This is a genomic window from Pseudomonas sp. RV120224-01b, assembly GCF_003208145.1.
GTDB lineage: Bacteria > Pseudomonadota > Gammaproteobacteria > Pseudomonadales > Pseudomonadaceae > Aquipseudomonas > Aquipseudomonas monteilii.
This window is the reverse complement of the sequence record NZ_QKMQ01000024.1, coordinates 65610-87877: the sequence shown is the minus strand read 5'-3', so window position 1 is coordinate 87877 and position 22268 is coordinate 65610. Positions and strand designations below refer to the sequence as shown.

Annotated in this window: 17 protein-coding genes; 10 read left to right on the top strand and 7 right to left on the bottom strand. The window is 61.9% G+C overall.

The features are described 5' to 3' along the window. The 9 genes from N436_RS26955 (at position 1) to N436_RS26915 (ending at position 13878) form a co-directional block, all read left to right on the top strand. On the top strand, positions 1–1446 hold the full coding sequence (locus tag N436_RS26955; RefSeq protein ID WP_105948681.1) for a sigma-54 dependent transcriptional regulator: 1446 nt from the start codon (positions 1–3) through the stop codon (positions 1444–1446). An 837-nt stretch (positions 1447–2283) separates the two neighbouring features. After that, positions 2284–3672, top strand: a complete 1389-nt coding sequence (locus N436_RS26950; protein ID WP_016712071.1) for a polynucleotide adenylyltransferase PcnB — start codon at positions 2284–2286, stop codon at positions 3670–3672. Further along, complete coding sequence (folK, locus tag N436_RS26945; protein WP_016712072.1) at positions 3669–4148, top strand: 2-amino-4-hydroxy-6-hydroxymethyldihydropteridine diphosphokinase; 480 nt, start codon at positions 3669–3671, stop codon at positions 4146–4148. The genes N436_RS26950 and folK overlap by 4 nt, the downstream gene beginning before the upstream one ends. Positions 4149–4410: 262 nt before the next feature. Beyond that, positions 4411–5211 (top strand): 3-methyl-2-oxobutanoate hydroxymethyltransferase, encoded by an 801-nt coding sequence (panB, locus tag N436_RS26940; protein ID WP_019098148.1) that lies wholly within the window; start codon positions 4411–4413, stop codon positions 5209–5211. Beyond that, on the top strand, positions 5208–6071 hold the full coding sequence (gene panC / locus N436_RS26935) for a pantoate--beta-alanine ligase (protein WP_110742390.1): 864 nt from the start codon (positions 5208–5210) through the stop codon (positions 6069–6071). The genes panB and panC overlap by 4 nt, the downstream gene beginning before the upstream one ends. Positions 6072–6215: 144 nt before the next feature. Then, a complete protein-coding gene (gene pgi / locus N436_RS26930; RefSeq protein WP_110742389.1) occupies positions 6216–7880 on the top strand; it encodes a glucose-6-phosphate isomerase in 1665 nt (554 codons plus the stop codon). A 136-nt stretch (positions 7881–8016) separates the two neighbouring features. After that, on the top strand, positions 8017–9951 hold the full coding sequence (acs, locus tag N436_RS26925) for an acetate--CoA ligase (protein ID WP_110742388.1): 1935 nt from the start codon (positions 8017–8019) through the stop codon (positions 9949–9951). Positions 9952–9993: 42 nt separating this feature from the next. Further along, positions 9994–10863, top strand: a complete 870-nt coding sequence (locus N436_RS26920; RefSeq protein ID WP_028699675.1) for an oxygenase MpaB family protein — start codon at positions 9994–9996, stop codon at positions 10861–10863. A gap of 78 nt (positions 10864–10941) precedes the next feature. Beyond that, on the top strand, positions 10942–13878 hold the full coding sequence (locus tag N436_RS26915; protein ID WP_110742387.1) for a DUF748 domain-containing protein: 2937 nt from the start codon (positions 10942–10944) through the stop codon (positions 13876–13878). 161 nt (positions 13879–14039) lie between these two features. Here N436_RS26915 and N436_RS26910 read toward each other — a convergent pair whose 3' ends face one another. Next, positions 14040–14453 carry a VOC family protein gene (locus N436_RS26910; RefSeq protein ID WP_010955354.1) on the bottom strand — a complete coding sequence of 138 codons (414 nt, stop codon included), beginning with the start codon at positions 14451–14453 and terminating at the stop codon, positions 14040–14042. A gap of 60 nt (positions 14454–14513) precedes the next feature. Here N436_RS26910 and N436_RS26905 point away from each other — a divergent pair, with 60 nt between their 5' ends. Then, positions 14514–14816 (top strand): putative quinol monooxygenase, encoded by a 303-nt coding sequence (locus N436_RS26905; protein ID WP_110742386.1) that lies wholly within the window; start codon positions 14514–14516, stop codon positions 14814–14816. 76 nt (positions 14817–14892) lie between these two features. Here N436_RS26905 and N436_RS26900 read toward each other — a convergent pair whose 3' ends face one another. The 6 genes from N436_RS26900 to infB form a co-directional block, all read right to left on the bottom strand. Further along, positions 14893–15243 (bottom strand): BON domain-containing protein, encoded by a 351-nt coding sequence (locus N436_RS26900; RefSeq protein ID WP_105948687.1) that lies wholly within the window; start codon positions 15241–15243, stop codon positions 14893–14895. Positions 15244–15505: 262 nt separating this feature from the next. After that, positions 15506–17611: a polyribonucleotide nucleotidyltransferase gene (gene pnp / locus N436_RS26895; RefSeq protein WP_014859357.1), complete on the bottom strand. Its 2106-nt coding sequence runs from the start codon at positions 17609–17611 to the stop codon at positions 15506–15508. 250 nt (positions 17612–17861) lie between these two features. Beyond that, entirely contained in the window at positions 17862–18131 is a 270-nt protein-coding gene (rpsO, locus tag N436_RS26885) for a 30S ribosomal protein S15 (RefSeq protein WP_003249971.1), read from the bottom strand. Positions 18132–18278: 147 nt separating this feature from the next. Beyond that, positions 18279–19196: a tRNA pseudouridine(55) synthase TruB gene (truB, locus tag N436_RS26880; protein ID WP_016712081.1), complete on the bottom strand. Its 918-nt coding sequence runs from the start codon at positions 19194–19196 to the stop codon at positions 18279–18281. Between the two features lie 3 nt (positions 19197–19199). After that, entirely contained in the window at positions 19200–19598 is a 399-nt protein-coding gene (gene rbfA / locus N436_RS26875; RefSeq protein ID WP_009685351.1) for a 30S ribosome-binding factor RbfA, read from the bottom strand. A 118-nt stretch (positions 19599–19716) separates the two neighbouring features. After that, entirely contained in the window at positions 19717–22257 is a 2541-nt protein-coding gene (gene infB / locus N436_RS26870; protein ID WP_060498442.1) for a translation initiation factor IF-2, read from the bottom strand. Positions 22258–22268 lie beyond the last annotated feature (11 nt).

Genomic DNA, 22268 nt, shown 5'->3' with positions numbered 1-22268 from the left:
ATGCCGCACATTCTGATCGTCGAAGACGAAACCATCATCCGCTCGGCCTTGCGTCGCCTGCTCGAGCGGAACCAGTACCAGGTCAGCGAAGCCGGCTCGGTGCAGGAAGCCCAGGAACGCTTCAGCATTGCCACCTTCGACCTCATCGTCAGCGACCTGCGCCTGCCTGGTGCGCCCGGCACCGAGCTGATCAAGCTCGGCCAAGGTACCCCGGTGCTGATCATGACCAGCTACGCCAGCCTGCGCTCGGCGGTGGACTCGATGAAAATGGGCGCGGTGGACTACATCGCCAAGCCCTTCGACCACGACGAGATGCTGCAGGCCGTGGCGCGTATCCTGCGCGACCGGCAGAACGCTCCGGCCGCCGCACCGGCTGCCGAGCCACGCGCCACCAATGGCAAGGCCGCCCCGGCCGACAAAGGCAGCGCGGCTGCGGCCAATGGCGAAATCGGCATCATCGGTTCATGCCCGCCCATGCAGGACATGTACAGCAAGATCCGCAAGGTGGCGCCCACCGACTCCAATGTGCTGATCCAGGGTGAGTCGGGTACCGGTAAAGAGCTGGTGGCCCGCGCCCTGCACAACCTGTCACGCCGGGCCAAGGCACCGATGATCTCGGTGAACTGCGCGGCCATCCCCGAAACCTTGATCGAGTCCGAACTGTTCGGCCACGAGAAAGGCGCGTTCACCGGTGCCAGCGCCGGGCGTGCGGGCCTGGTAGAGGCCGCCGACGGTGGCACGCTGTTCCTTGACGAAATCGGTGAACTGCCACTGGAAGCCCAGGCCCGTCTGCTGCGTGTACTGCAGGAAGGCGAGATTCGCCGGGTGGGGTCGGTGCAGTCGCAAAAGGTCGATGTGCGCCTGATCGCTGCGACCCACCGCGACCTGAAGAACCTGGCCAAGGCCGGCCAGTTCCGCGAAGACCTTTACTACCGCCTGCACGTCATCGCCCTGAAACTGCCTGCCCTACGCGAGCGCGGCAGTGACGTGAACGAGATCGCCAGCGCCTTCCTCGCCCGCCAACGCGCGCGTATCGGTCGCGACGACCTGCACTTCTCGGCCGAGGCCGAGCAAGCCATTCGTCATTACAGCTGGCCAGGTAACGTGCGAGAGCTGGAAAACGCCGTGGAGCGTGCGGTGATTCTTAGCGAGAGCGCAGAAATTTCGGCCGACCTGCTGGGCATCGACATTGAACTGGGCGACCTGGAAGAGGACGAGATCCTCAACAACGCCCTGGTTGCAGCCAGTGCTGCCAATGCCAGCCACGAGCCGACCGAAGACCTGTCGCTGGAAGACTACTTCCAGCACTTCGTGCTCGAACACCAGGACCACATGACCGAGACCGAACTGGCACGCAAGCTTGGCGTCAGCCGCAAGTGCCTCTGGGAACGCCGTCAGCGCCTGGGCATTCCTCGGCGCAAGAGCAACGTTACCAGCGATAACTGACCTGCCTGGGCGGGAGGTTCCTCCCGCCCCTTCTCTACCAGCCTCACCGGCCTATTCGCGGGCTCGCCCGCTCCCACAGGGACCGCACAACCTGGCAGCCCGTGGTGATCCTGTGGGAGCGGGCAAGCCCGCGAAAGGGCCAGCACAGCTAGCCACCACACCCCAGGTAACACATCAGTCCCCGCAAAAATCTGTTACCCAACCTTTCCGTCGTAACAGTTCCCGAGGCGTACGGTAACGAAATCCCGACATTTTCAGCCCCTCGAAAATCACCAGAACGCCCCAACCCCTTGATTTTACTGGGTTTGCAAAAGTTGGCACGGCACCTGCTATATGCTTAGTACAAAAACAATAACAAGCACTGCAACTCAGAATAAGAACAAGACGAAACGGCTCACGCACAATAAAAACAAGACGGCGGAGGCGCAGCTAACTGATTCTTTTGGAGAGGATGCGTGTTTGGGGCTTGCCCCACAACCAGGCAGAGAACAACAAAAACTGCACTAAAAAGCAGCGCCTGAACTGGTTGGATCGACAGATCAACGTGACATCAGCGGCCAAAGCAATCCGTTTGCTCTTAACCCCTGGATTGGGGGTCGTCCACAAGCTTCGAGATTTGTGGACAGGGCACTCAACAAAAACAAGAAGCCCAGCAAAAAAACAATAAGAGCACGCAACGACTTCTTGGGGAGCTTAGGCTCCCCTTGTCGTTTCTACCCTTCTGGCAGGCATCCTGCTACCCGCCTACACCATTCCCTGAGTAAATGCTAGAATCCCCGCCCATCATGCGGCCATTCTCCTATTCTTGGCCGAACATTCCTTCAAACAGTGCATCCCATGCTGAAGAAGCTGTTCCAGTCGTTCCGCCCGCCCGTACCGGGCCAGCACCACAGGCGCACCACGCCTGAGGTGATCAACAAGAGCCAGCACTCGCTGCAGCGCCACCAGTTCAGCCGCCATGCGGTGAACATCGTGGAACGCCTGCAAAGCGCCGGCTACCAGGCTTACCTGGTCGGTGGCTGTGTCCGCGACCTGATGCTGGGCATCACGCCGAAAGACTTCGACGTCGCCACCAGTGCCACTCCCGAACAGGTCCGTGCCGAGTTCCGCAACGCGCGCATCATTGGTCGCCGCTTCAAGCTGGTCCACGTGCATTTCGGCCGTGAGATCATCGAAGTCGCCACCTTCCGCGCCCCTCACTCGGAAGACGATCAGGGCGACAGCCACCGTTCGTCGCACAATGCCAGTGGCCGCATCCTGCGTGACAACGTGTACGGCACCCTGGAAGAAGACGCGCAACGCCGCGACTTCACCATCAACGCCCTGTACTACGACCCGGTCAGCGAGCGCATTCTCGATTACGCCAACGGTGTGCACGACGTGCGCAACCGCCTGCTGCGGCTGATCGGCGACCCGACCCACCGCTACCAGGAAGACCCGGTGCGCATGCTGCGTGCAGTGCGTTTCGCCGCCAAGCTCGACTTCGGCATCGAAAAGCACACGGTCCAGCCGATTCGCGAACTGGCCCCGTTGCTGCGCGAAATCCCGCCAGCGCGCCTGTTCGAGGAAAGCCTCAAGCTGTTCCTTTCCGGCCAAGGCGCCATCGCGTTCGAAATGCTGGTCGACCTGCAATTGTTCGAGCCGCTGTTCCCGGCCAGTGCCCACGCCCTGGACGAGCGCCCGACCTACACCCACACGCTGATCAGCCAGGCACTGAACAACACCGACCTGCGCGTGAAGCAAGGCAAGCCGGTCACGCCGGCGTTCCTGTTCGCTGCACTGCTGTGGCCAGCCTTGCCATCCCGCGTGCTGCACCTGCAGAACCAGGGTGTACCGCCGATCCCGGCCATGAACGGTGCCGCTCATGACCTGATCGCCGAGCAATGTGCACGCATCGCCATCCCCAAGCGGTTCACCCTGCCGATCCGCGAGATCTGGGACATGCAGGAGCGCCTGCCACGTCGCAGTGGCAAGCGTGCCGACATGCTGCTGGACAACCCCCGCTTCCGCGCCGGTTACGACTTCCTGCTGCTGCGTGAAAGCGCGGGCGAAGAAACCGACGACCTCGGCCAGTGGTGGACCGATTACCAGGATGCCAACGACAGCGAACGCCGCGAGATGATCCGCGAGCTGGGCAGCCGTGACGAAGGCACCGGTGCCGGCCCGCGCAAACGCAAGCGCAGCGGCAGCAAGCGCAAACGCGGTGGCGACGAGGCGTTCGAGTGAAGACGCGCGCCTACGTCGGCCTGGGCAGCAACCTGGACGCACCTGCCGAGCAGCTGCGCAGCGCCTTGCAGGCGCTCGACCAAGTGGACGGGACACGCCTGGTAGCCGCCTCGGCCCTGTACACCAGCGACTCGTTGCTGCCCGGCCAACCGCGCTACACCAACGCAGTTGCTGCCCTGGACACCGCTCTGCCGCCCCTGGCCCTGCTCGATGCGCTGCAGGCCATCGAGAACGACCAGGGCCGCGTACGCAAGGAACGCTGGGGCCCGCGCACGCTGGACCTGGACATCCTGCTGTTCGGTGATCAGGTACTCGACGAGCCACGCCTGAAAGTGCCGCACTACCACATGCACGCACGCCCCTTCGTGCTGTATCCGCTGGCTGAACTGGTCCCGGGTGATTTCCGCCTGGCCGATGGCCGCGCCCTCGCGCAGTTACTCGACGACTGTCCGTTCGTCGGCCTGGAACGCCTGTAAACCGGGCGTTCCAGCCTGCCACGCCACCGCGGTAACGCCAGTAACACCCTGATCGTAACAATGCGGTAACAGGGTGATTGACTTCCCCCACCTCGCTCACGACTATAGGCGTCCCGTGTGGCACCAAAGTGCCGCATACCCGTATTTAGGCCCGGACGGACCTGTGCCCGAACATCACGCGCGATGATGTGCCGCTCCGGAAGATGACTACACGCGTTGAATGCAGTCGTTTTTTACAGCGCCTGAACGAGGAATTTCCTACATGCCTGAAGTAACCCTCACCACCCTCAATGGCCTCAAGGCCAAGGGTGAAAAAATCACCATGCTGACCTGCTACGACGCGACCTTCGCCAAGGCCGCCAGCCAGGCCGGTGTCGAAGTGTTGCTGGTGGGCGACTCGCTGGGGATGGTCCTGCAGGGCCACGACAGCACCTTGCCGGTCACCACAGCAGACATGGCCTACCACACCGCCTGTGTCAAACGCGGCAATGACGGCGCCCTGATCCTTGCCGACCTGCCGTTCATGGCACATGCCACCCCGGAGCTGGCCTTCGCCAACAGCGCCACGCTGATGCAAGCCGGCGCCCACATGATCAAGATCGAAGGCGCTGCCTGGCTGGCAGAAACCATCCGCCTGCTGGCCGAGCGTGGCGTGCCGGTGTGCGCACACATGGGCCTGACCCCGCAGACTGTCAACGTGCTGGGCGGCTACAAGGTGCAGGGCCGTCAGGAGGCCCAGGCCCGGCAGATGCGTGCCGACGCCATCGCCCTGGAGCAGGCCGGTGCGGCCATGCTGCTGCTTGAATGCGTACCCAGCGAACTGGCGGCGGAAATCACCAATGCCGTGGGCATCCCGGTAATCGGCATCGGCGCCGGCAGCGCCACCGATGGTCAGGTGCTGGTGCTGCACGACATGCTCGGCCTGTCGCTGAGCGGCCGGGTACCGAAGTTCGTGAAGAACTTCATGGAAGGCCAGCCAGACATTCAAGGCGCCCTTGTCGCCTATGTCGAGGCCGTCAAGCAAGTCAGCTTCCCAGGTAGCGAACACGGGTTCAGTGCATGAATACAGTCAAAACCGTCCGTGAACTGCGTGCAGCCGTTGCCCGCGCCCGCGGTGAAGGCAAACGCATCGGCTTCGTGCCGACCATGGGCAACCTGCACAGCGGCCACGCAGCCTTGGTGACCAAAGCTGCACAGCGCGCCGACTTTGTGGTGGCCAGCATCTTCGTCAACCCGCTGCAGTTCGGCGCCAACGAAGACCTGGACAAATACCCGCGCACCCTGGCCGCCGACCAGGAACGCCTGCTGCAAGCCGGCTGCAACCTGCTGTTCGCGCCCACCGTGGAAGAGATGTACCCCGACGGCATGAGCGTACAAACCCGTGTCAGCGTACCGCAGCTTTCCGAAGGCCTCTGCGGCGCCAGCCGGCCAGGGCATTTCGAAGGCGTGGCCACCGTCGTCAGCAAGCTGTTCAACATGGTCCAGCCGGACCTTGCCGTATTCGGTGAAAAGGACTTTCAGCAACTGGCAGTGATCCGCGCCATGGTGCGCGACCTGAACATGCCGGTCCAGATCATCGGCGAGCCCACCGTGCGTGCTGACGATGGCCTGGCGCTGTCGTCGCGCAACGGTTACCTCACGCCCGAGCAGCGTACTGCAGCGCCCGCGCTGTACCGCACACTGCAGCACATCGCAGCGGGCATCAGCCGTGGCCAACGGGATTTTGCCGCGCTGGTCGCTGAAGGCCTGGCGCAACTGAACACTGCCGGTTTGCGCCCGGACTACCTGGAAGTGCGTCATGCCGTGAGCCTGCGCCCGGCAATGATCGATGATCGCGACCTGGTTGTGATCGCGGCGGCTTACCTCGGTAACACGCGGTTGATCGACAACCTTTACCTGCACGTCGAAGACAAAACCGCGTAATGGCCTGGGGCTGCTTTGCAGCCCCAAAATCACCCTGCCATACCCATTCCCAGCGCGTGGCCTTTGCCTATAATGATGCCAGCCTGAACCCGGCAATGACTGCCGTGTCCAAGGTATCACCACGCACCAAGGGAACCCCGCGCAATGGCGTATTACTGTACACCCCACGATGTGACGGCCCTGCCCGCCTGGCAGGCGCTTCAGCAACACCGCGACGCCATGCAAGGTTTCAGCATGCGCGAAGCCTTTGCCGCCGATGCCAAACGCTTCGACCAGTTCTCCCTGAGCTGCTGCGGCCTGTTCCTGGACTACTCGAAAAACCTGATCACCGAACAAAGCCGCGACCTGCTGGTCAACCTGGCCAACGAAGTGGGCCTGCAAGACGCCATCAAGTCGATGTTCGGCGGCGAAATCATCAACGCCTCCGAAGGCCGCCCCGTGCTGCACACTGCGCTGCGCAGACCGGTAGGCGACAAGCTTAGCGTCAACGGCGTGAACGTCATGCCGGAAGTGCACAAGGTGCTCAACCAGATCACCGAACTGGTCGGGCGCATCCACGACGGCCTGTGGCGCGGCTACAGCGAAAAGCCGATCACCGACGTGGTCAACATCGGCATCGGCGGCTCGTTCCTCGGCCCCGAACTGGTGTCCGAAGCACTGCTGCCGTACGCCCAACGCGGCGTGCGTTGCCACTACCTGGCGAACATCGACGGCAGTGAGTTCCACGAGCTGTCGGCCAACCTGCGTGCCGAAACCACCCTGTTCATTGTCTCGTCCAAGTCGTTCAACACCCTCGAGACCCTGAAAAACGCCATGGCCGCACGCACCTGGTACCTGGCCCAGGGCGGCTCGGAAGCCGAGCTGTACCGCCACTTCATCGCCGTTTCCAGCAACAAGGCTGCCGCTGTGGCCTTCGGCATCCGCGAAGAAAACATCTTCCCGATGTGGGACTGGGTAGGCGGGCGTTACTCGCTGTGGTCGGCCATCGGCCTGCCGATTGCCCTGGCCATTGGTACGGCCAACTTCAAGGAGTTGCTGTCGGGTGCCTACACCATGGACCAGCACTTCCAGACCGCGCCGTTCGACAAGAACATGCCAGTGCTGCTGGCCCTGCTAGGCGTGTGGTACGGCAACTTCTGGGACGCGAACAGCCATGCGATCCTGCCGTACGATCACTACCTGCGTAACATCACCAAGCACCTGCAGCAGCTGGACATGGAATCCAACGGCAAGAGCGTGCTGCAGGACGGCACCCCGGTGAAGGTTGATACCGGCCCGGTGATCTGGGGCGGCGTCGGCTGTAACGGTCAGCACGCCTATCACCAGTTGCTGCACCAGGGCACCCAGCTGATTCCGGCCGACTTCATCGTGCCGGTGGTGAGCTTCAACCCGGTGGCCGACCATCACCAGTGGCTGTACGCCAACTGCCTGTCGCAGAGCCAGGCGCTGATGCTGGGCAAAACCCGTGAAGAAGCCGAAGCCGAGCTGCGCAGCAAAGGCCTGAACGAAGCGGACATCGAAAAGCTGGCCCCGCACAAGGTGATCCCGGGCAACCGCCCGAGCAACACCTTGGTCGTGGAGCGCATCAGCCCTCGCCGCCTAGGTGCGCTGGTGGCGATGTACGAACACAAGGTGTTCGTACAAAGCGTGATCTGGGGTATCAATGCGTTCGACCAGTGGGGCGTAGAGCTGGGCAAGGAGCTGGGCAAAGGCGTTTACCAACGCCTGGTCGGCAGCCTGGAAGACAGCGCCGAAGATGGCTCCACCCAGGGTCTGATCAACTACTTCCGCGGCCGTCACCGCGGGTAATCCGATACCTGCACCGGCCTCTTCGCGAGCAAGCCCGCGAAGAGGCCGGTACAGGTTGAACACCTCTCCCAGCTACACTGTCCTATCGAATAGCCGTTGCAGTCCATCGCCCCTTACAAGAGCAGGACCACCCGCCATGTTCGATATCAAGCAGTATCCCCAGGCCCTGGCCGTCAGCCAGTCTGCCGCCCTCACTCCCGACGAATACCGCCGCCTCTACCGCCAGTCGGTAGACGACCCTGACACCTTCTGGGCCGAACAGGCCAAGCGCCTGGACTGGATCAAACCTTGGTCCAGCGTGCAGCAATGCGACCTGAAAACCGGCAAGGCCCGTTGGTTCGACGGTGCCCAACTCAATGTCAGCTACAACTGCATTGATCGCCACCTGGCCCAGCGTGGCGAGCAAACTGCCCTGTTGTGGGAAGGTGACGACCCAAACGACTCAAAAGCCATCACCTACCGCGAGCTGCACCGCCAGGTCTGCCGCCTGGCCAACGCCCTGAAGGCACGCGGAGTAAAGAAAGGCGACCGGGTATGCATCTACATGCCGATGATCCCCGAGGCAGCCTTCGCCATGCTTGCCTGCACCCGCATAGGCGCCATCCACTCGGTGGTGTTCGGCGGTTTCTCCCCCGATGCCCTGCGTGACCGTATTCTCGATGCCGACTGCCGCACCGTGATCACCGCCGATGAAGGCGTGCGCGGCGGCAAACGCATCCCGCTGAAACAGAACGTCGACAAGGCCCTTGCCAGTTGCCCTGCCGTCAGCAGCGTATTCGTGGTGCGCCGCACCGGTGGCGATGTTACCTGGGTCGAAGGCCGTGACCTCTGGTACCACGAAGCAACAGAAAATGCCGGCAACGACTGCGCCCCCGAACCGATGGAGGCCGAAGACCCGCTGTTCATCCTCTACACCTCTGGCAGCACCGGTAAACCCAAGGGCGTGCTGCACACCACCGCCGGTTACCTGCTGCAGGCGACGATGACCTTCAAGGTGGTGTTCGACTACCGTGACGGCGAGGTGTTCTGGTGCACCGCCGACGTCGGCTGGGTCACCGGCCACAGCTACATCGTCTACGGCCCACTGGCCAATGGCGCGATTTCGCTGATGTTCGAAGGCGTGCCCAACTACCCGGACACCTCACGCTTCTGGCAGGTGGTGGACAAGCATCAGGTGAACATCTTCTACACCGCCCCGACCGCCCTGCGCGCACTGATGCGCGAGGGCTCCGCGCCACTGCAAAGCACTTCGCGCAAAAGCTTGCGCCTGCTGGGCAGCGTCGGCGAGCCGATCAACCCCGAAGCCTGGGAATGGTATTTCGAGGAAGTCGGGCAAAAGCGCTGCCCCATCGTCGACACCTGGTGGCAGACCGAAACCGGCGGCATCATGCTTACCCCGCTTCCCGGTTCCCAGTCACTCAAGCCCGGCTGCGCGACCCAGCCCATGTTCGGCGTGCAACCGGTACTGCTGGACGAAAAGGGCAAGCTGATCGAAGGCCCCGGCGCCGGCCTGCTGGTGATCAAGGCCAGTTGGCCAGGGCAGATTCGCAGCGTGTATGGCGACCACCAGCGCATGGTGGATACCTACTTCAAGCCCATGCCCGGCTATTACTTCACTGGCGACGGCGCCCGCCGCGATGCCGACGGCGACTACTGGATTACCGGCCGCATCGACGATGTGATCAATGTCTCGGGCCACCGCATCGGCACCGCCGAAGTGGAAAGCGCACTGGTGCTGCATGACAGCGTCGCCGAAGCGGCAGTGGTCGGATACCCCCACGACCTCAAAGGCCAAGGCGTCTACGCCTTCGTCACGCCGATGAATGGCGTGACGCCAGACGACACGCTGAGGACCGAACTGCTGGCCCTCGTCAGCAAGGAAATCGGCAGTTTTGCCAAGCCCGAGCTGATCCAGTGGGCCCCGGCGCTGCCCAAGACCCGCTCAGGCAAGATCATGCGGCGTATACTGCGCAAAATCGCCTGCAACGAGCTGGACAACCTGGGTGACACCTCTACCCTGGCCGACCCCAGCGTAGTCCAAGGCCTGATCGACAAACGCCTCAACCAGTAACCGGCGGCCGCTGCCCATGGCCGCCCTGCACCGCAGGTCGCCATGGAAGCCCTTCGTCGCCGTATCGAAACCCAGGTCATGAGCCTCACCGGGCTGGCCCTCGGCCAGCTCGACCTGGAAACGCCCAAGGGCGACCCCGGCCTGTTCGGCCCCCACAGCATCAGTTGGCAAGTGCATGGCGACTTCCCGAGCATGCTTGTCGGCGGCATCAGTGCACTCATGCTGCAGTTACTGCACCCGCTGGCCCTGGCCGGTGTGTGGGACCACTCCAATTTCCGTGAGGACCTGATCGGCCGCTTGCGCCGTACCAGCCAGTTTATTTCCGGTACCACCTTCGGTTCTACGCGCGATGCCGAATGGCTGATCGACAAAGTGCGCACCATCCACCTGCAGGTCACCGGCACTGCGCCGGATGGCCGCCCTTATGCGGCCAGCGACCCCGACCTGCTGACCTGGGTTCATGTGGCAGAGGTCAGCAGCTTCCTCGCTGCCCACTTGCGCTACCGCAACCCGCAGCTGTCGCGCGCCGAGCAAGATGCCTACTACGCCGAAATCGCCCTGATTGCCGAGCGCCTTGGCGCCCGTGACGTGCCACGTTCGTGCCAGCAGATCGAAGACTACCTGCTGCGCATGCGTGCGCAGTTGCGCTGCGACAGCCGCAGCCACGAGGTAGTCGGGATTCTGCTCGACGCCCCGGCCCCCAGCCGCCTGGCACAGCCGGTGGGCAAACTGATGCTGCACGCCGGTATCGACCTGTTGCCGGATTGGGCCCAGACCCTGCTCGGCCTGCAGCACGGGCCCTTGCAGCGGCGCCTGATACGCCTGGGCCTGCGACGCACCGCACCGGTATTGCGCTGGGCCATGCGAGACGGTTCGGCGCACCGGGCCAAACGGCGCATGGGCATCGAATAAGGTCAAATGGTCGCCCCTGCGGAACTGATTTAACGTGCCATACTCCAAGCACTCCTGCTTAGACAGACGAAGCGACACATGTACAAAGGATTGACTCGCGCCGCTGGCGCAATCTTGGCCCTTGTGGCCCTCTATAGCCTGCTCGGCTTTCTCATTCTTCCCGGTGTGGCACTGCGCATCGCCAACCAGCAGTTGGCCCAGTACGCGACGGTGCCGGCCCACCTCGAACGGATCGAACTCAACCCCTTCAGCCTGGAGCTGACATTGTGGGGCCTGCAGATCGGCGAGCCCGGCAAGGAACAGGTCGGGTTCGAGCGGCTGTATGCCAACCTCTCGCTCGACAGCCTGTGGACCAAAGCCCTGCACCTGGAAGCCGTCGAGCTCGACAAACCGCGTAACGAGGTGCTGTTTGCCAAGGACGGTAGCCTTAACCTGACCGGCCTGTTCAAGCTGCCCGCCAGCGAAGCCAAACCTGACGAGCCACCCAGCGATCCGTTTCCGCTGCGCATCGGTAGCATCAAGCTCATCGACGGCTACCTGCATTTCGAGGACTTGCGCCCCAGCGAGCCGATCGAGTTCCTCTACGACAACATGAATCTGGAGCTGAAAAACCTCAGCACCTTGCCCGACGACAGTGCCGACATGACCCTGGTGGCCAACGGCCCCAATGGCGGGCGCATTGATTGGAACGGGACCCTGAGCCTGTCACCGATCGCCTCTGAAGGCACGCTGAAGATCACGGAAGGCAAAATGAAGGCCTTCTGGCCGTACGTACGTGATGCTGTGCCACTGGTGCTGGAAGACGGCGTGGTCAGCCTCGACACGCACTACAAGCTCAACCTCGCCAAACAGACCGAGCTGTTGCTGGAAAACGCCTCCGTGCGCATTGCGCCGTTCGCCATCAAGGCCCCGGATGGCCGCCCCTTGGCACGCCTGGCCAGCCTTGAGGTGAGCGAAACCTCCGTTGACCTGGTCAAGCAGCAGGTCACCGTAGGCAAAATCCGCAGCGAGAAACTCGAAACCTGGGCTGCGCTGGAAAAGGACGGCCAGCTCGATTGGCAAAAGCTGTTTGCCAGCCAGCCTGCCAAAGCCACGCCGAAGGAAAAGGCAGAGCCGGCTGCCGCCGAGCCGACACCTGAGCAGCAAGCCGCCAAAGAGCCGAGCAAGCCCTGGCAAGTGCTGCTCAAGGACGTGCAATTGCGCAACTACCTGGTGCACCTGGCAGACCGCAGCCAGAAAGAACCGGTAGCCTTGGACATCGGCCCGCTCAACGCCGACCTGCAAGGCTTCGACAGCCTCAACCAGTCGCCCTTCACGCTCAAGCTCGATACGGGCGTAGGCAAACAAGGCAAGCTGCAGGCGGCCGGCCAGGTCAACCTGGCGCCGATATGGGCCAAGCTGGACGTAAGCACCCGCGATATCGACCTGCGCGTAGCACAGGCCTATATCAGCCCGTTCATTCTGCTGGAATTGCGCAGTGGCATGCTCTCCAGCGACCTCAAGGTCGACCTGAAGAACACCGCACCGCTGGCCTTCAATATCACGGGCAAGGCCCAGGTGAACCAGCTGCACACCCTCGACACCATCAAGAGCCGCGACTTCGTCAAGTGGCAGCAGGTGAACGTCGATGGCTTGTCTTATGTACACGGCGATGCCTTGTCGATCGACAAGGTAACCCTGCTGCAACCCTATGCACGCTTCATCATCAACGAAGACCGCACCACCAACGTCAATGACCTGTTGATCCCGCAACCGGCTGGCACCCCGGCGAAAAGCCAGGCCAAGCCGGCCGCCGCCAGCAGCGACAAGCCGCTGGGTATCCACATCGGCCAGATCGACATCAACGACGGCTCGGCCAACTTCGCCGACCTCTCCCTCACCCCCAACTTCGCCACGGCCATTCAGCAGCTCAATGGCCAGATCGGCACCATCGACAACCGCAAGCCGGTGCCGGCCAAGGTCGACGTGAAGGGCAAGGTCGACCGCTACGCACCGGTCACCATCAAGGGCGCACTCAACCCGTTCAACCCGCTGGCCAGCCTGGATATCGCCACCAGCTTCAAGCGCGTCGAACTGACCACCCTCACGCCCTACTCCGGCAAGTTCGCGGGCTTTCGCATTCGCAAAGGCCGGCTCAACCTCGACCTGCACTACCTGATTACCAACGGCCAGCTCAAGGCCGAGAACAAGGTGGTGGTGGAGCAACTGCAGCTGGGCGAAAAAGTCGACAGCCCAGACGCAGTCGACCTGCCTATTCGCCTTGCGGTGGCGTTGCTGAAAGATACCGAGGGCAAGATTTCGATCGAGCTGCCAGTGTCTGGCGACCTCAACAACCCGCAGTTCAGTGTGATGCCGATCGTCTGGCAAACCCTGCGCAACCTGGTACTGCGCGCGGCACAGGCGCCGTTCAAGTTCATCGGCGGGCTGATTACCGGCGGTGGCTCGGAAGACCTGGGCAACGTGGCTTTCGCCCCTGGGTCCAGCGAGCTCAGTGGCGACGCCCAGTCGTCCCTGGACAAGCTGGCATCCGCGCTGAAAGAACGCCCGGAACTGCGCCTGGAAATCGAAGGCACCAGCGCCCAGGCCAGCGATGGCCCGCTGATCGCCCAGCAGCGCCTGGAGCGTGAGTACCAGGCCACCTGGTACAAGATCCTGCAGCGCCGGGGCGACAAGGTGCCGGCCAATGCCTCGATGCTGGTGGTGGACGACAGCGACAAACCGGCAATGCTCGAAGGCATTTACCGCACTCGCCTGAAGCAGCAGCCACCTGCCGAATGGGAGCAACTGGGCCGCGACGAACGTACCGCCAAGCTGCGCGAGGCAGTGATCAAGTCGTGGGCCGAGAGCAGCGCCTTGCTGCGCACGCTGGGCCAGGAGCGGGCCAGCAGTATCAAGGATTACCTGGTGGACAAGGGCAAGCTGGAAGATGACCGGGTGTACTTCATCGATACCAGCCTGGGGCAGCCTGAAAGCGATGGGCGGGTGGTGACGCCGATGCATCTGGATGCTGAATAAGCATTTGACCTAGGCGCGCATTTGTGGGAGCGGCCTTGTGTCGCGAAAGGGCCGCGCAGCGGCCCCAGGATTCAGCTTTGGTGCGCATTTCCTTGGGGCCGCTTTGCGGCCCTTTCGCGACACAAGGCCGCTCCCACAAAAAGGCGGCGCCCTGCCAACTATCAGACCAGCCGCTGCCCCGACACTGCCGGGTGATACAGCGGCTGCACCTTGTTCCCCGCCGGGTCCAGCAGGTGGAAGCTACGCGCCCCGTCACCGTGGTTGAACGGCCGGTCCAGCAGCGTCACACCGTGGGCCTTGAAGTACTGGTACCACGCCTCCAGCTCCTCCACGCTGTCCACAATGAACCCGTAATGGTCCAGGGTCTGCAGCCCGTTGGCCGCCCCTGCCCCACGCCCCAACGAAAGGTTGTCGTTGCCACAGGTGAGGTACACCAGGTCTTCGTTGGCACGGTTCAACACCTCCATACCCAGCACATCGACATAAAAGCGTTCGCACTCTTCCAGGTTGGGTACCAGCAAGGCGATATGGCGCAAGCCATTCAGGCGGCCGGGGCGTGCAGGCAATTCGGACATTGGCGAGACTCCATTTTTGTATACAATTCACTAGTGAATTTAAAACAAAAGGAGCGACTTGTGTATAGCCTGTTTATCAAGACCCGTGTGAAGCCCGGTTGCGCCGAGGATTTCCTGACAGCGATCAAGGTCAATGCCGCAGCTTCTGTCACCAACGAGCCAGGCTGCCTGGTATTCGATGTGTCGCAGGACCGACTCGATCCGGAGGTAATCTACCTGTACGAAATCTACCGCGATGATGCCGACTATGAAGCGCATACCCAGACCGCACACTTTCGCGACAGCCGCCCACTGGTAGAGCCGCTGATCGTCGAGCAGGAATGCTTCGAAAGCGATGTAATCGCCCTCAACCCGGGCTACTGAGCGCAAAAGCAAAGCCCCGGCACAGGCCAGGGCTTCGGTGGCGGTGGCCAAATCCGTTTGGCCGACGGGACATCCCTTATTCGGACTTCAGGCCATCAGCCGAAACGGCCTGGACGCCTTTGATCTTCTTGGCGATGGCGACTGCCATCTCTTTCTGTGCATCGGTAATGGCCACTTCGGACGACAGCGACACGACACCTTTATTGGTCTCGACTTTGATGTCACTGCCTGGCACGCCTTTCTCGGTCATCAGGTCAGCCTTGACCTTGGTGGTGATCCAGGTATCAGAGGTAGCTTCCTTGGCTTTGGTCACCTCACCGGCCGCCAGCGTCATGGGGGCCTGGGTGGACTGTTGGGCGAATGCCGCGTTAGCCATGGTCAGGGTCAGAGCGGTAGCAGTAGCGGCAGCAATGGCGAACTTCTTCATGTGGGTCACTCCTGTTTATCGAAAGGTCTGCGCCGTATGTCCTGGCGGCAGGTATGAAGGTAGTTGCATGTGCTGTGCCAGCTTTATCGCCTAAAATTAACCCTTTTAAATCAATCAGTTAGCAAAAAGACATCACTTTCAGTGTCGTGCATTTTGCAATCTGCACGGTAAACCTGCATGCAAGATGCAAGTCCGCAAAAGGTTCCCGCAGCCCATGAAAAAAGGGCCCCGAAGGGCCCTTTTCCTGTTGCGTGGCAGTCGCTTAGACGCCCGAGGCCTTGGCCGCGGCAACGTCCTTGATCGACAGCTTGATACGGCCGCGGTTGTCCACGTCCAGTACCAGTACTTCAACTTCCTGGCCTTCTTTCAGGATGTCGGTGACTTTCTCGACGCGAGCATCGCTCAGCATGGAGATGTGCACCAGGCCGTCCTTGCCAGGCAGGATGTTGACGAAGGCGCCGAAGTCGACGATACGCTCAACCTTGCCGACGTAGATCTTGCCGATTTCGGCCTCGGCGGTGATGCCCAGGATGCGCTGCTTGGCAGCATCTGCAGCTTCCTTGGTTTCGCCGAAGATCTTGATCGAGCCATCGTCTTCGATATCGATCGAAGCCTTGGTCTCTTCACAGATGGCGCGAATGGTGGCGCCGCCTTTACCGATGACGTCACGGATCTTGTCGGTGTCGATCTTCATCGCGATCATGGTCGGGGCGTTGGCCGACAGCTCGGTACGCGACTGACCAATGATCTGGTTCATCTGACCGAGGATGTTCAGGCGCGCTTCCAGGGCCTGGCCCAGGGCGATTTCCATGATCTCTTCGGTGATGCCGTTGATCTTGATGTCCATCTGCAGCGCGGTGACGCCTTTGGCGGTACCGGCTACCTTGAAGTCCATGTCGCCCAGGTGGTCTTCGTCACCGAGGATGTCGGTCAGGACCGCGAACTTGTCGCCTTCCTTGACCAGGCCCATGGCGATACCGGCAACTGGCGCCTTCATCGGCACACCAGCGTCCATCAGGGCCAGGGAAGCACCGCAGACCGAAGCCATGGAGCTGGAACCGTTGGATTCGGTGATTTCCGAAACCACGCGGATGGTGTACGGGAACACGTCGGCGGCCGGCAGCATGGCCTGGACCGAACGACGGGCCAGACGGCCGTGGCCGATTTCGCGACGGCCAGCACCGCCCATGCGGCCACACTCACCTACCGAGAACGGTGGGAAGTTGTAGTGCAGCATGAAGGGGTCTTTCTTCTCGCCTTCGAGGGTGTCCAGCAGCTGGGCGTCACGGGCAGTACCCAGGGTCGCAACGACCAGAGCCTGGGTTTCGCCACGGGTGAACAGTGCCGAACCGTGAGTTTTCGGCAGCACGCCTACTTCGATGTTCAGCGGGCGAACAGTCTTGGTGTCGCGGCCGTCGATACGTGGCTTGCCGTTTACGATGTTTTCGCGAACGGTGCGGTATTCGATTTCGCCGAAGATATCTTTGACTTCGGAGGCCGAAGGCTGGCCTTCTTCACCCGAGAACTTGGCAACAGCCTGGTCACGCAGCTCGCCCAGGCGCGCGTAGCGGTCAGCCTTGACGGTGATGGTGTAGCCCTGCGAAACCGCTTCGCCGAACTCGGCGCGGATGGCGTTGAACAGCTCGGTGTTGGCAACGGCTGGTTTCCAGTCCCAGGTCGGCTTGCCAGCTTCGGCAGCCAGTTCCTTGACAGCCTGGATAACGGCCTGGAATTCGTCGTGGGCGAACAGTACGGCACCCAGCATCTGGTCTTCGGTCAGCTCTTGAGCTTCCGATTCAACCATCAGTACGGCGTCGGAAGTACCGGCTACGACCATGTCCAGGCTCGAAGCAGCCAGTTGCTCGTAAGTCGGGTTCAGCAGGTAGCCGGTGCTTTCGTGGAAGGCAACGCGAGCAGCGCCGATCGGGCCTTCGAACGGAATGCCGGAGATGGCCAGGGCAGCCGAAGTACCGATCATCGCGGCGATGTCCGGGTCGGTCTTCTTGCTGGTGGAAACCACGGTGCAGACGACCTGCACTTCGTTCATGAAGCCTTCCGGGAACAGCGGACGGATCGGACGGTCGATCAGGCGCGAGGTCAGGGTCTCTTTCTCGGAAGGACGGCCTTCACGCTTGAAGAAGCCACCCGGGATCTTGCCGGCGGCGTAGGTCTTTTCCTGGTAGTGAACCGACAGCGGGAAGAAGCCCTTGCCTGGATCAGCCTGTTTGGCGCCTACCACAGTCACCAGCACGGTGACGTCGTTGTCGACGGTAACCAGCACAGCGCCGGTTGCCTGACGGGCAATACGGCCCGTTTCGAGAGTAACGGTCGATTGACCGAACTGGAAAGTCTTGATTACCGGGTTCACGGTTTCCTACCTTTTTCAGTGGCTCTTGGGGGAACTGGTTTCTTGCGAATTCTTGGGCAGAACGGGGAATCGGCCCCATTGACCGTCCAGATACAACACGAGGCTGGGAGCCTGGCACCAAGCGGAAAAACCGCTCAGCATTGCCAGGCTGCCAACCTCGGAGATACGCGTGGCGTGTCCAACGGCAGCGCTGCAAAACAGCCCTGCCGAAGCCTGCGACACGCCATGCACACCACTGACCAGGCCGCTATTAGCGACGCAGGCCCAGGCGACCGATCAGGGCGCTGTAACGAGTGGTGTCTTTGCCCTTCAGGTAGTCCAGCAGCTTACGACGCTGGTTGACCATACGGATCAGACCACGACGGGAGTGGTGGTCTTTATCGTTGGCCTTGAAGTGGCCTTGCAGCTTGTTGATGTTGGCGGTCAGCAGAGCAACCTGCACTTCCGGGCTACCGGTATCGCCGGCGGCTTGCTGGTATTCGGCAACGATCTGAGCTTTTTCTTCAACGCTGAGGGCCATTTGGCTTCTCCTGATAACGGATCCCGCAAGCGGGGTCCAATAGGCCAGGGACAAATCCCCGTATTAATAAAAAAGGTGTGACCGTGCCTACTGACAGCCACCCTTGATGCCGCGGGGTTCGGCTACTGCCTGGCCCCCCGGTTTCGGTCATTCCGACCGAATCAGCCGACGCGGCGCAATGCGCCCGTCTTCGCTCACTTCACCGATACCGATGAAGCGCGCATTGTGATCCTGTACCCGGACCATGCCAAATTGTGGCGCGTCCGGTGCGCGTACCGCCTGCCCATGCAGCCAGTAGAACGCACTGTGTTCGGACAGGCACACCAAAGGCCAGTCCTGCAGGCCGCTGTCCGATGGCATCAGGAAGCGATCGAGCGCTTCGTTGCCACCTTCGGCATGGGCCTGTTCGAGTTCCTCGAGGGTGACCGTCTGTGCCAGCGCGAAAGGCCCGGCCTGGGTCCTGCGCAGCTCGGCAACATAGGCGCCGCAGCCAAGGGCCTCGCCAATATCCTCCACCAGGGTGCGGATATAGGTGCCTTTGCTGCATCCTACGCTCAACCGTGCACGGGTGCCTTCGCACTCGAGCAACTCCAAGCGGTTAATAGTAACAGAACGCGCCTCGCGCTCCACTACCTCTCCTGCACGAGCCAGCTTATACAGTGGCTGGCCGTCACGCTTGAGCGCCGAGTACATCGGCGGTATCTGGCTGATCTGGCCACGAAAACGCGGCAACAGCGCCTCGATGTCGGCGCGACCAACGGTCACGTCGCGGGTCTGCAGCACCTCACCTTCGGCATCGCCGGTGTTGGTAGTCTGCCCCATCTGCATGACGGTTTCGTAGCCCTTGTCGGAATCGAGCAGGTACTGCGAAAACTTGGTCGCTTCACCGAAGCACAGCGGCAGCACGCCGGTTGCCAGCGGGTCGAGGCTACCGGTGTGGCCGGCCTTTTCCGCATTGAGCAGCCAGCGCACCTTTTGCAGGGCGGCATTGGAGGTGAAACCCAGCGGCTTGTCGAGCAGGATGATGCCGCTGACATTGCGGCGGATACGTTTGACCTGGGCCACCGCTTACTCCTTGGTGTCCGGCTCGTCGGCTTCCTTGTGCATGCGGTCTTCGGCCACTGCACGTTCGATCAGCGCCGACAGGTGCACACCGCGGCTGACGCTTTCATCGAAGTGGAAGTGCAGTTGCGGCACGCTGCGCAGCTGCATCGAGCGGCCCAGGTGCAAACGCAGGAAGCTGGCAGCGCTGTTCAACGCCTTCAGCGACTGCTGCACGGCATCTGGCGTTTCCTCGCCCATGACGGTGATGAACACCTTGGCATGGCCCAGGTCACGGCTGACGTCCACGGCGGTGATGGTCACCAGGCCAACACGCGGGTCTTTGACTTCGCGACGGATCAGCTCGGCCAGCTCGCGCTGCATCTGATCGCCAATACGTTGGGTACGGCTATATTCTTTGGCCATTCTTGTTACCTGTAACTTAAAGCGGCAAACGCCCGGTCAGACCAATGCCTGACCGGGCGCTACCTGTAGAGGTGCTGAAAACCGCCGCGTAGAGAAGCGGTTTGCAGCCAGCTCACCCTTAGAGGGTACGAGCAACCTGGACTTTCTCGAAGACTTCGATCTTGTCGCCGACCTTGACGTCGTTGTAGCTCTTGACGCCAATACCGCACTCCATGCCGTTACGCACTTCGGAGGCATCGTCCTTGAAGCGACGCAGCGATTCCAGCTCGCCTTCGAAGATCACAACGTCTTCGCGCAGTACGCGGATCGGACGGTTGCGGTACACGGTACCCTCGATGACCATACAGCCAGCGATGGCGCCGAACTTCGGCGAACGGAACACGTCACGTACTTCGGCAACGCCCAGGATGTTCTCGCGAACATCGCTGCCCAGCATACCGGTCAGGGCCTTCTTGACGTCTTCGATGATGTCGTAGATCACGTTGTAGTAACGCATATCCAGACCTTCCTGCTCGACGATCTTGCGGGCGCCGGCATCGGCACGCACGTTGAAGCCGAACAGTACTGCATTCGAAGCCAGCGCCAGGTTGGCGTCGCTTTCGGTGATACCACCGACGCCGCCACCAATCACGCGCACCTGAACTTCGTCGTTACCCAGGCTGCCGAGCGAGCCCTGCAGTGCTTCCAGGGAACCACGCACGTCGGTCTTGAGGACGATGTTGAGGGTCTTCTTCTCTTCCTGACCCATGGTCTCGAAGATGTTTTCCAGCTTGCCGGCGTGAGCACGGGCCAGCTTGACCTCGCGGTACTTGCCTTGACGGAACAGGGCAACTTCGCGGGCTTTCTTCTCGTCGGCAACCACGGACAGCTCGTCACCGGCTTCCGGAGTACCGTCCAGGCCGAGGATTTCGACCGGGATCGACGGGCCGGCTTCCTTCACAGGCTTGCCGTTCTCGTCGAGCATGGCGCGCACGCGGCCATAGTTGGAACCGCACAGGACCATGTCGCCCTGACGCAGGGTACCGTCCTGAACCAGGATGGTCGCCACCGGGCCACGGCCCTTGTCCAGGCGCGATTCAACGACCACGCCACGACCTGGAGCGGTCGGGGTAGCGGTCAGTTCGAGAATCTCGGCCTGCAGCAGCACGGCTTCGAGCAGCTCGTCGACACCGGTACCCATCTTGGCCGAAACCTTGACGAACGGCGTGTCACCACCCCAGTCCTCGGAGGTAACGCCTTCGACGGCCAGCTCGTTGCGGATGCGATCGAGGTCGGCACCCGGCTTGTCGATCTTGTTCACTGCAACCACCAGCGGAACGCCAGCTGCCTTGGCATGCTGAACCGCTTCGCGGGTTTGCGGCATCACGCCGTCGTCCGCCGCCACCACCAGGATGACGATGTCGGTGGCCTTGGCACCACGGGCACGCATGGCGGTAAACGCGGCGTGGCCAGGGGTGTCGAGGAAGGTGACCATGCCACGGTCGGTTTCCACGTGGTACGCACCGATGTGCTGGGTAATACCACCGGCTTCGCCAGCAGCCACCTTGGCACGACGGATGTAGTCGAGCAGCGAGGTCTTACCGTGGTCAACGTGACCCATGACGGTAACGACCGGTGCACGCGACTCGGTCTGGCCTTCGAACTTGAGCGATTCGGCCAGGGAGTCTTCCAGTGCGGTATCGCTGACCAGGGTGACCTTGTGGCCCAGCTCTTCTGCGATCAGCTGAGCGGTTTCCTGGTCGAGCACCTGGTTGATGGTAACCGGGGTGCCCAGCTTGAACATGAACTTGACGACTTCAGCGCCCTTGACGGACATCTGGTTGGCCAGTTCAGAGACCGTGATGGTCTCGCCGATGGTCACATCACGGATGATGGGGCCAGTCGGGTTCTGGAAGCCGTGCTGGTTGCGCTTCTTCAGCTTGCTCTTGCCACCGCGGCCACGGCGTACGCCATCGCTTTCTTCATCGGTGGTGCGCGGTGCGGCACGTGGAGTCGGAGCCTTTTCCTTCTCCTTGACCTTGACCTTGATCGACACGCGCGGGGCTTCGCCACGACGCTCGCCGCCACGACGGTCTTCGTCACGGGTACGGCCTTCGTTGCGACGGGCTTCGTCCTTCTTGCGCTCGGCAGCACGGGCTGCGGCGTCTTCGGACGCCGGGGCGTCGGCGACTACCGGGGCCGGAGCAGCGGCAGGCGCCGGCTCAGGCTTGGCGGCTGGCGCAGGTGCGGATGCAGCAGCTTCGGCGGCCTGACGGCGAGCCTGCTCTTCGTTGCGCTGGCGAACTTCGGCCTCGACCTTGTCGCGAGCGGCATTTTCAGCCGCGCGGCGCTCATCCAGCTCACGCTTCTGCTCAGCCTGGATTTCTTCCGGGCTGCGCTGCACGAATACTTTCTTCTTGCGTACTTCTACGCTGATGCTCTTGCTACCGGCGACACGCAGCGTGCTGGTGGTTTTGCGCTGCAAGGTAATCTTGCGCGGCTCTTCCGCCTTGCTCTTGTGGCTGCTCTTCAAATGAGTCAGCAGGGTCTGCTTCTCATTGTCGGTCACTACCTGACCGGCGTCGGTGTGCGGCAGACCTGCCTCACGCATCTGCTGCAGCAGGCGCTCTACCGGTGCCTCGACCTCTTGGGCCAGTTCTTTCACCGTGACTTGCGTCATGCACTTCTCTC

Bases quoted from the DNA above. Each gene is read 5' to 3' on its own strand.
- N436_RS26920 (WP_028699675.1), top strand. From the start codon at position 9,994: ATGGAAGCCCTTCGTCGCCGTATCGAAACCCAGGTCATGAGCCTCACC.
- N436_RS26910 (WP_010955354.1), bottom strand. From the start codon at position 14,453: ATGTCCGAATTGCCTGCACGCCCCGGCCGCCTGAATGGCTTGCGCCAT.
- rpsO (WP_003249971.1), bottom strand. From the start codon at position 18,131: ATGGCCCTCAGCGTTGAAGAAAAAGCTCAGATCGTTGCCGAATACCAG.
- rbfA (WP_009685351.1), bottom strand. From the start codon at position 19,598: ATGGCCAAAGAATATAGCCGTACCCAACGTATTGGCGATCAGATGCAG.
- N436_RS26955 (WP_105948681.1), top strand. From the start codon at position 1: ATGCCGCACATTCTGATCGTCGAAGACGAAACCATCATCCGCTCGGCC.
- pgi (WP_110742389.1), top strand. From the start codon at position 6,216: ATGGCGTATTACTGTACACCCCACGATGTGACGGCCCTGCCCGCCTGG.
- panB (WP_019098148.1), top strand. From the start codon at position 4,411: ATGCCTGAAGTAACCCTCACCACCCTCAATGGCCTCAAGGCCAAGGGT.
- N436_RS26950 (WP_016712071.1), top strand. From the start codon at position 2,284: ATGCTGAAGAAGCTGTTCCAGTCGTTCCGCCCGCCCGTACCGGGCCAG.
- N436_RS26900 (WP_105948687.1), bottom strand. From the start codon at position 15,243: ATGAAGAAGTTCGCCATTGCTGCCGCTACTGCTACCGCTCTGACCCTG.
- acs (WP_110742388.1), top strand. From the start codon at position 8,017: ATGTTCGATATCAAGCAGTATCCCCAGGCCCTGGCCGTCAGCCAGTCT.
- N436_RS26915 (WP_110742387.1), top strand. From the start codon at position 10,942: ATGTACAAAGGATTGACTCGCGCCGCTGGCGCAATCTTGGCCCTTGTG.
- panC (WP_110742390.1), top strand. From the start codon at position 5,208: ATGAATACAGTCAAAACCGTCCGTGAACTGCGTGCAGCCGTTGCCCGC.
- infB (WP_060498442.1), bottom strand. From the start codon at position 22,257: ATGACGCAAGTCACGGTGAAAGAACTGGCCCAAGAGGTCGAGGCACCG.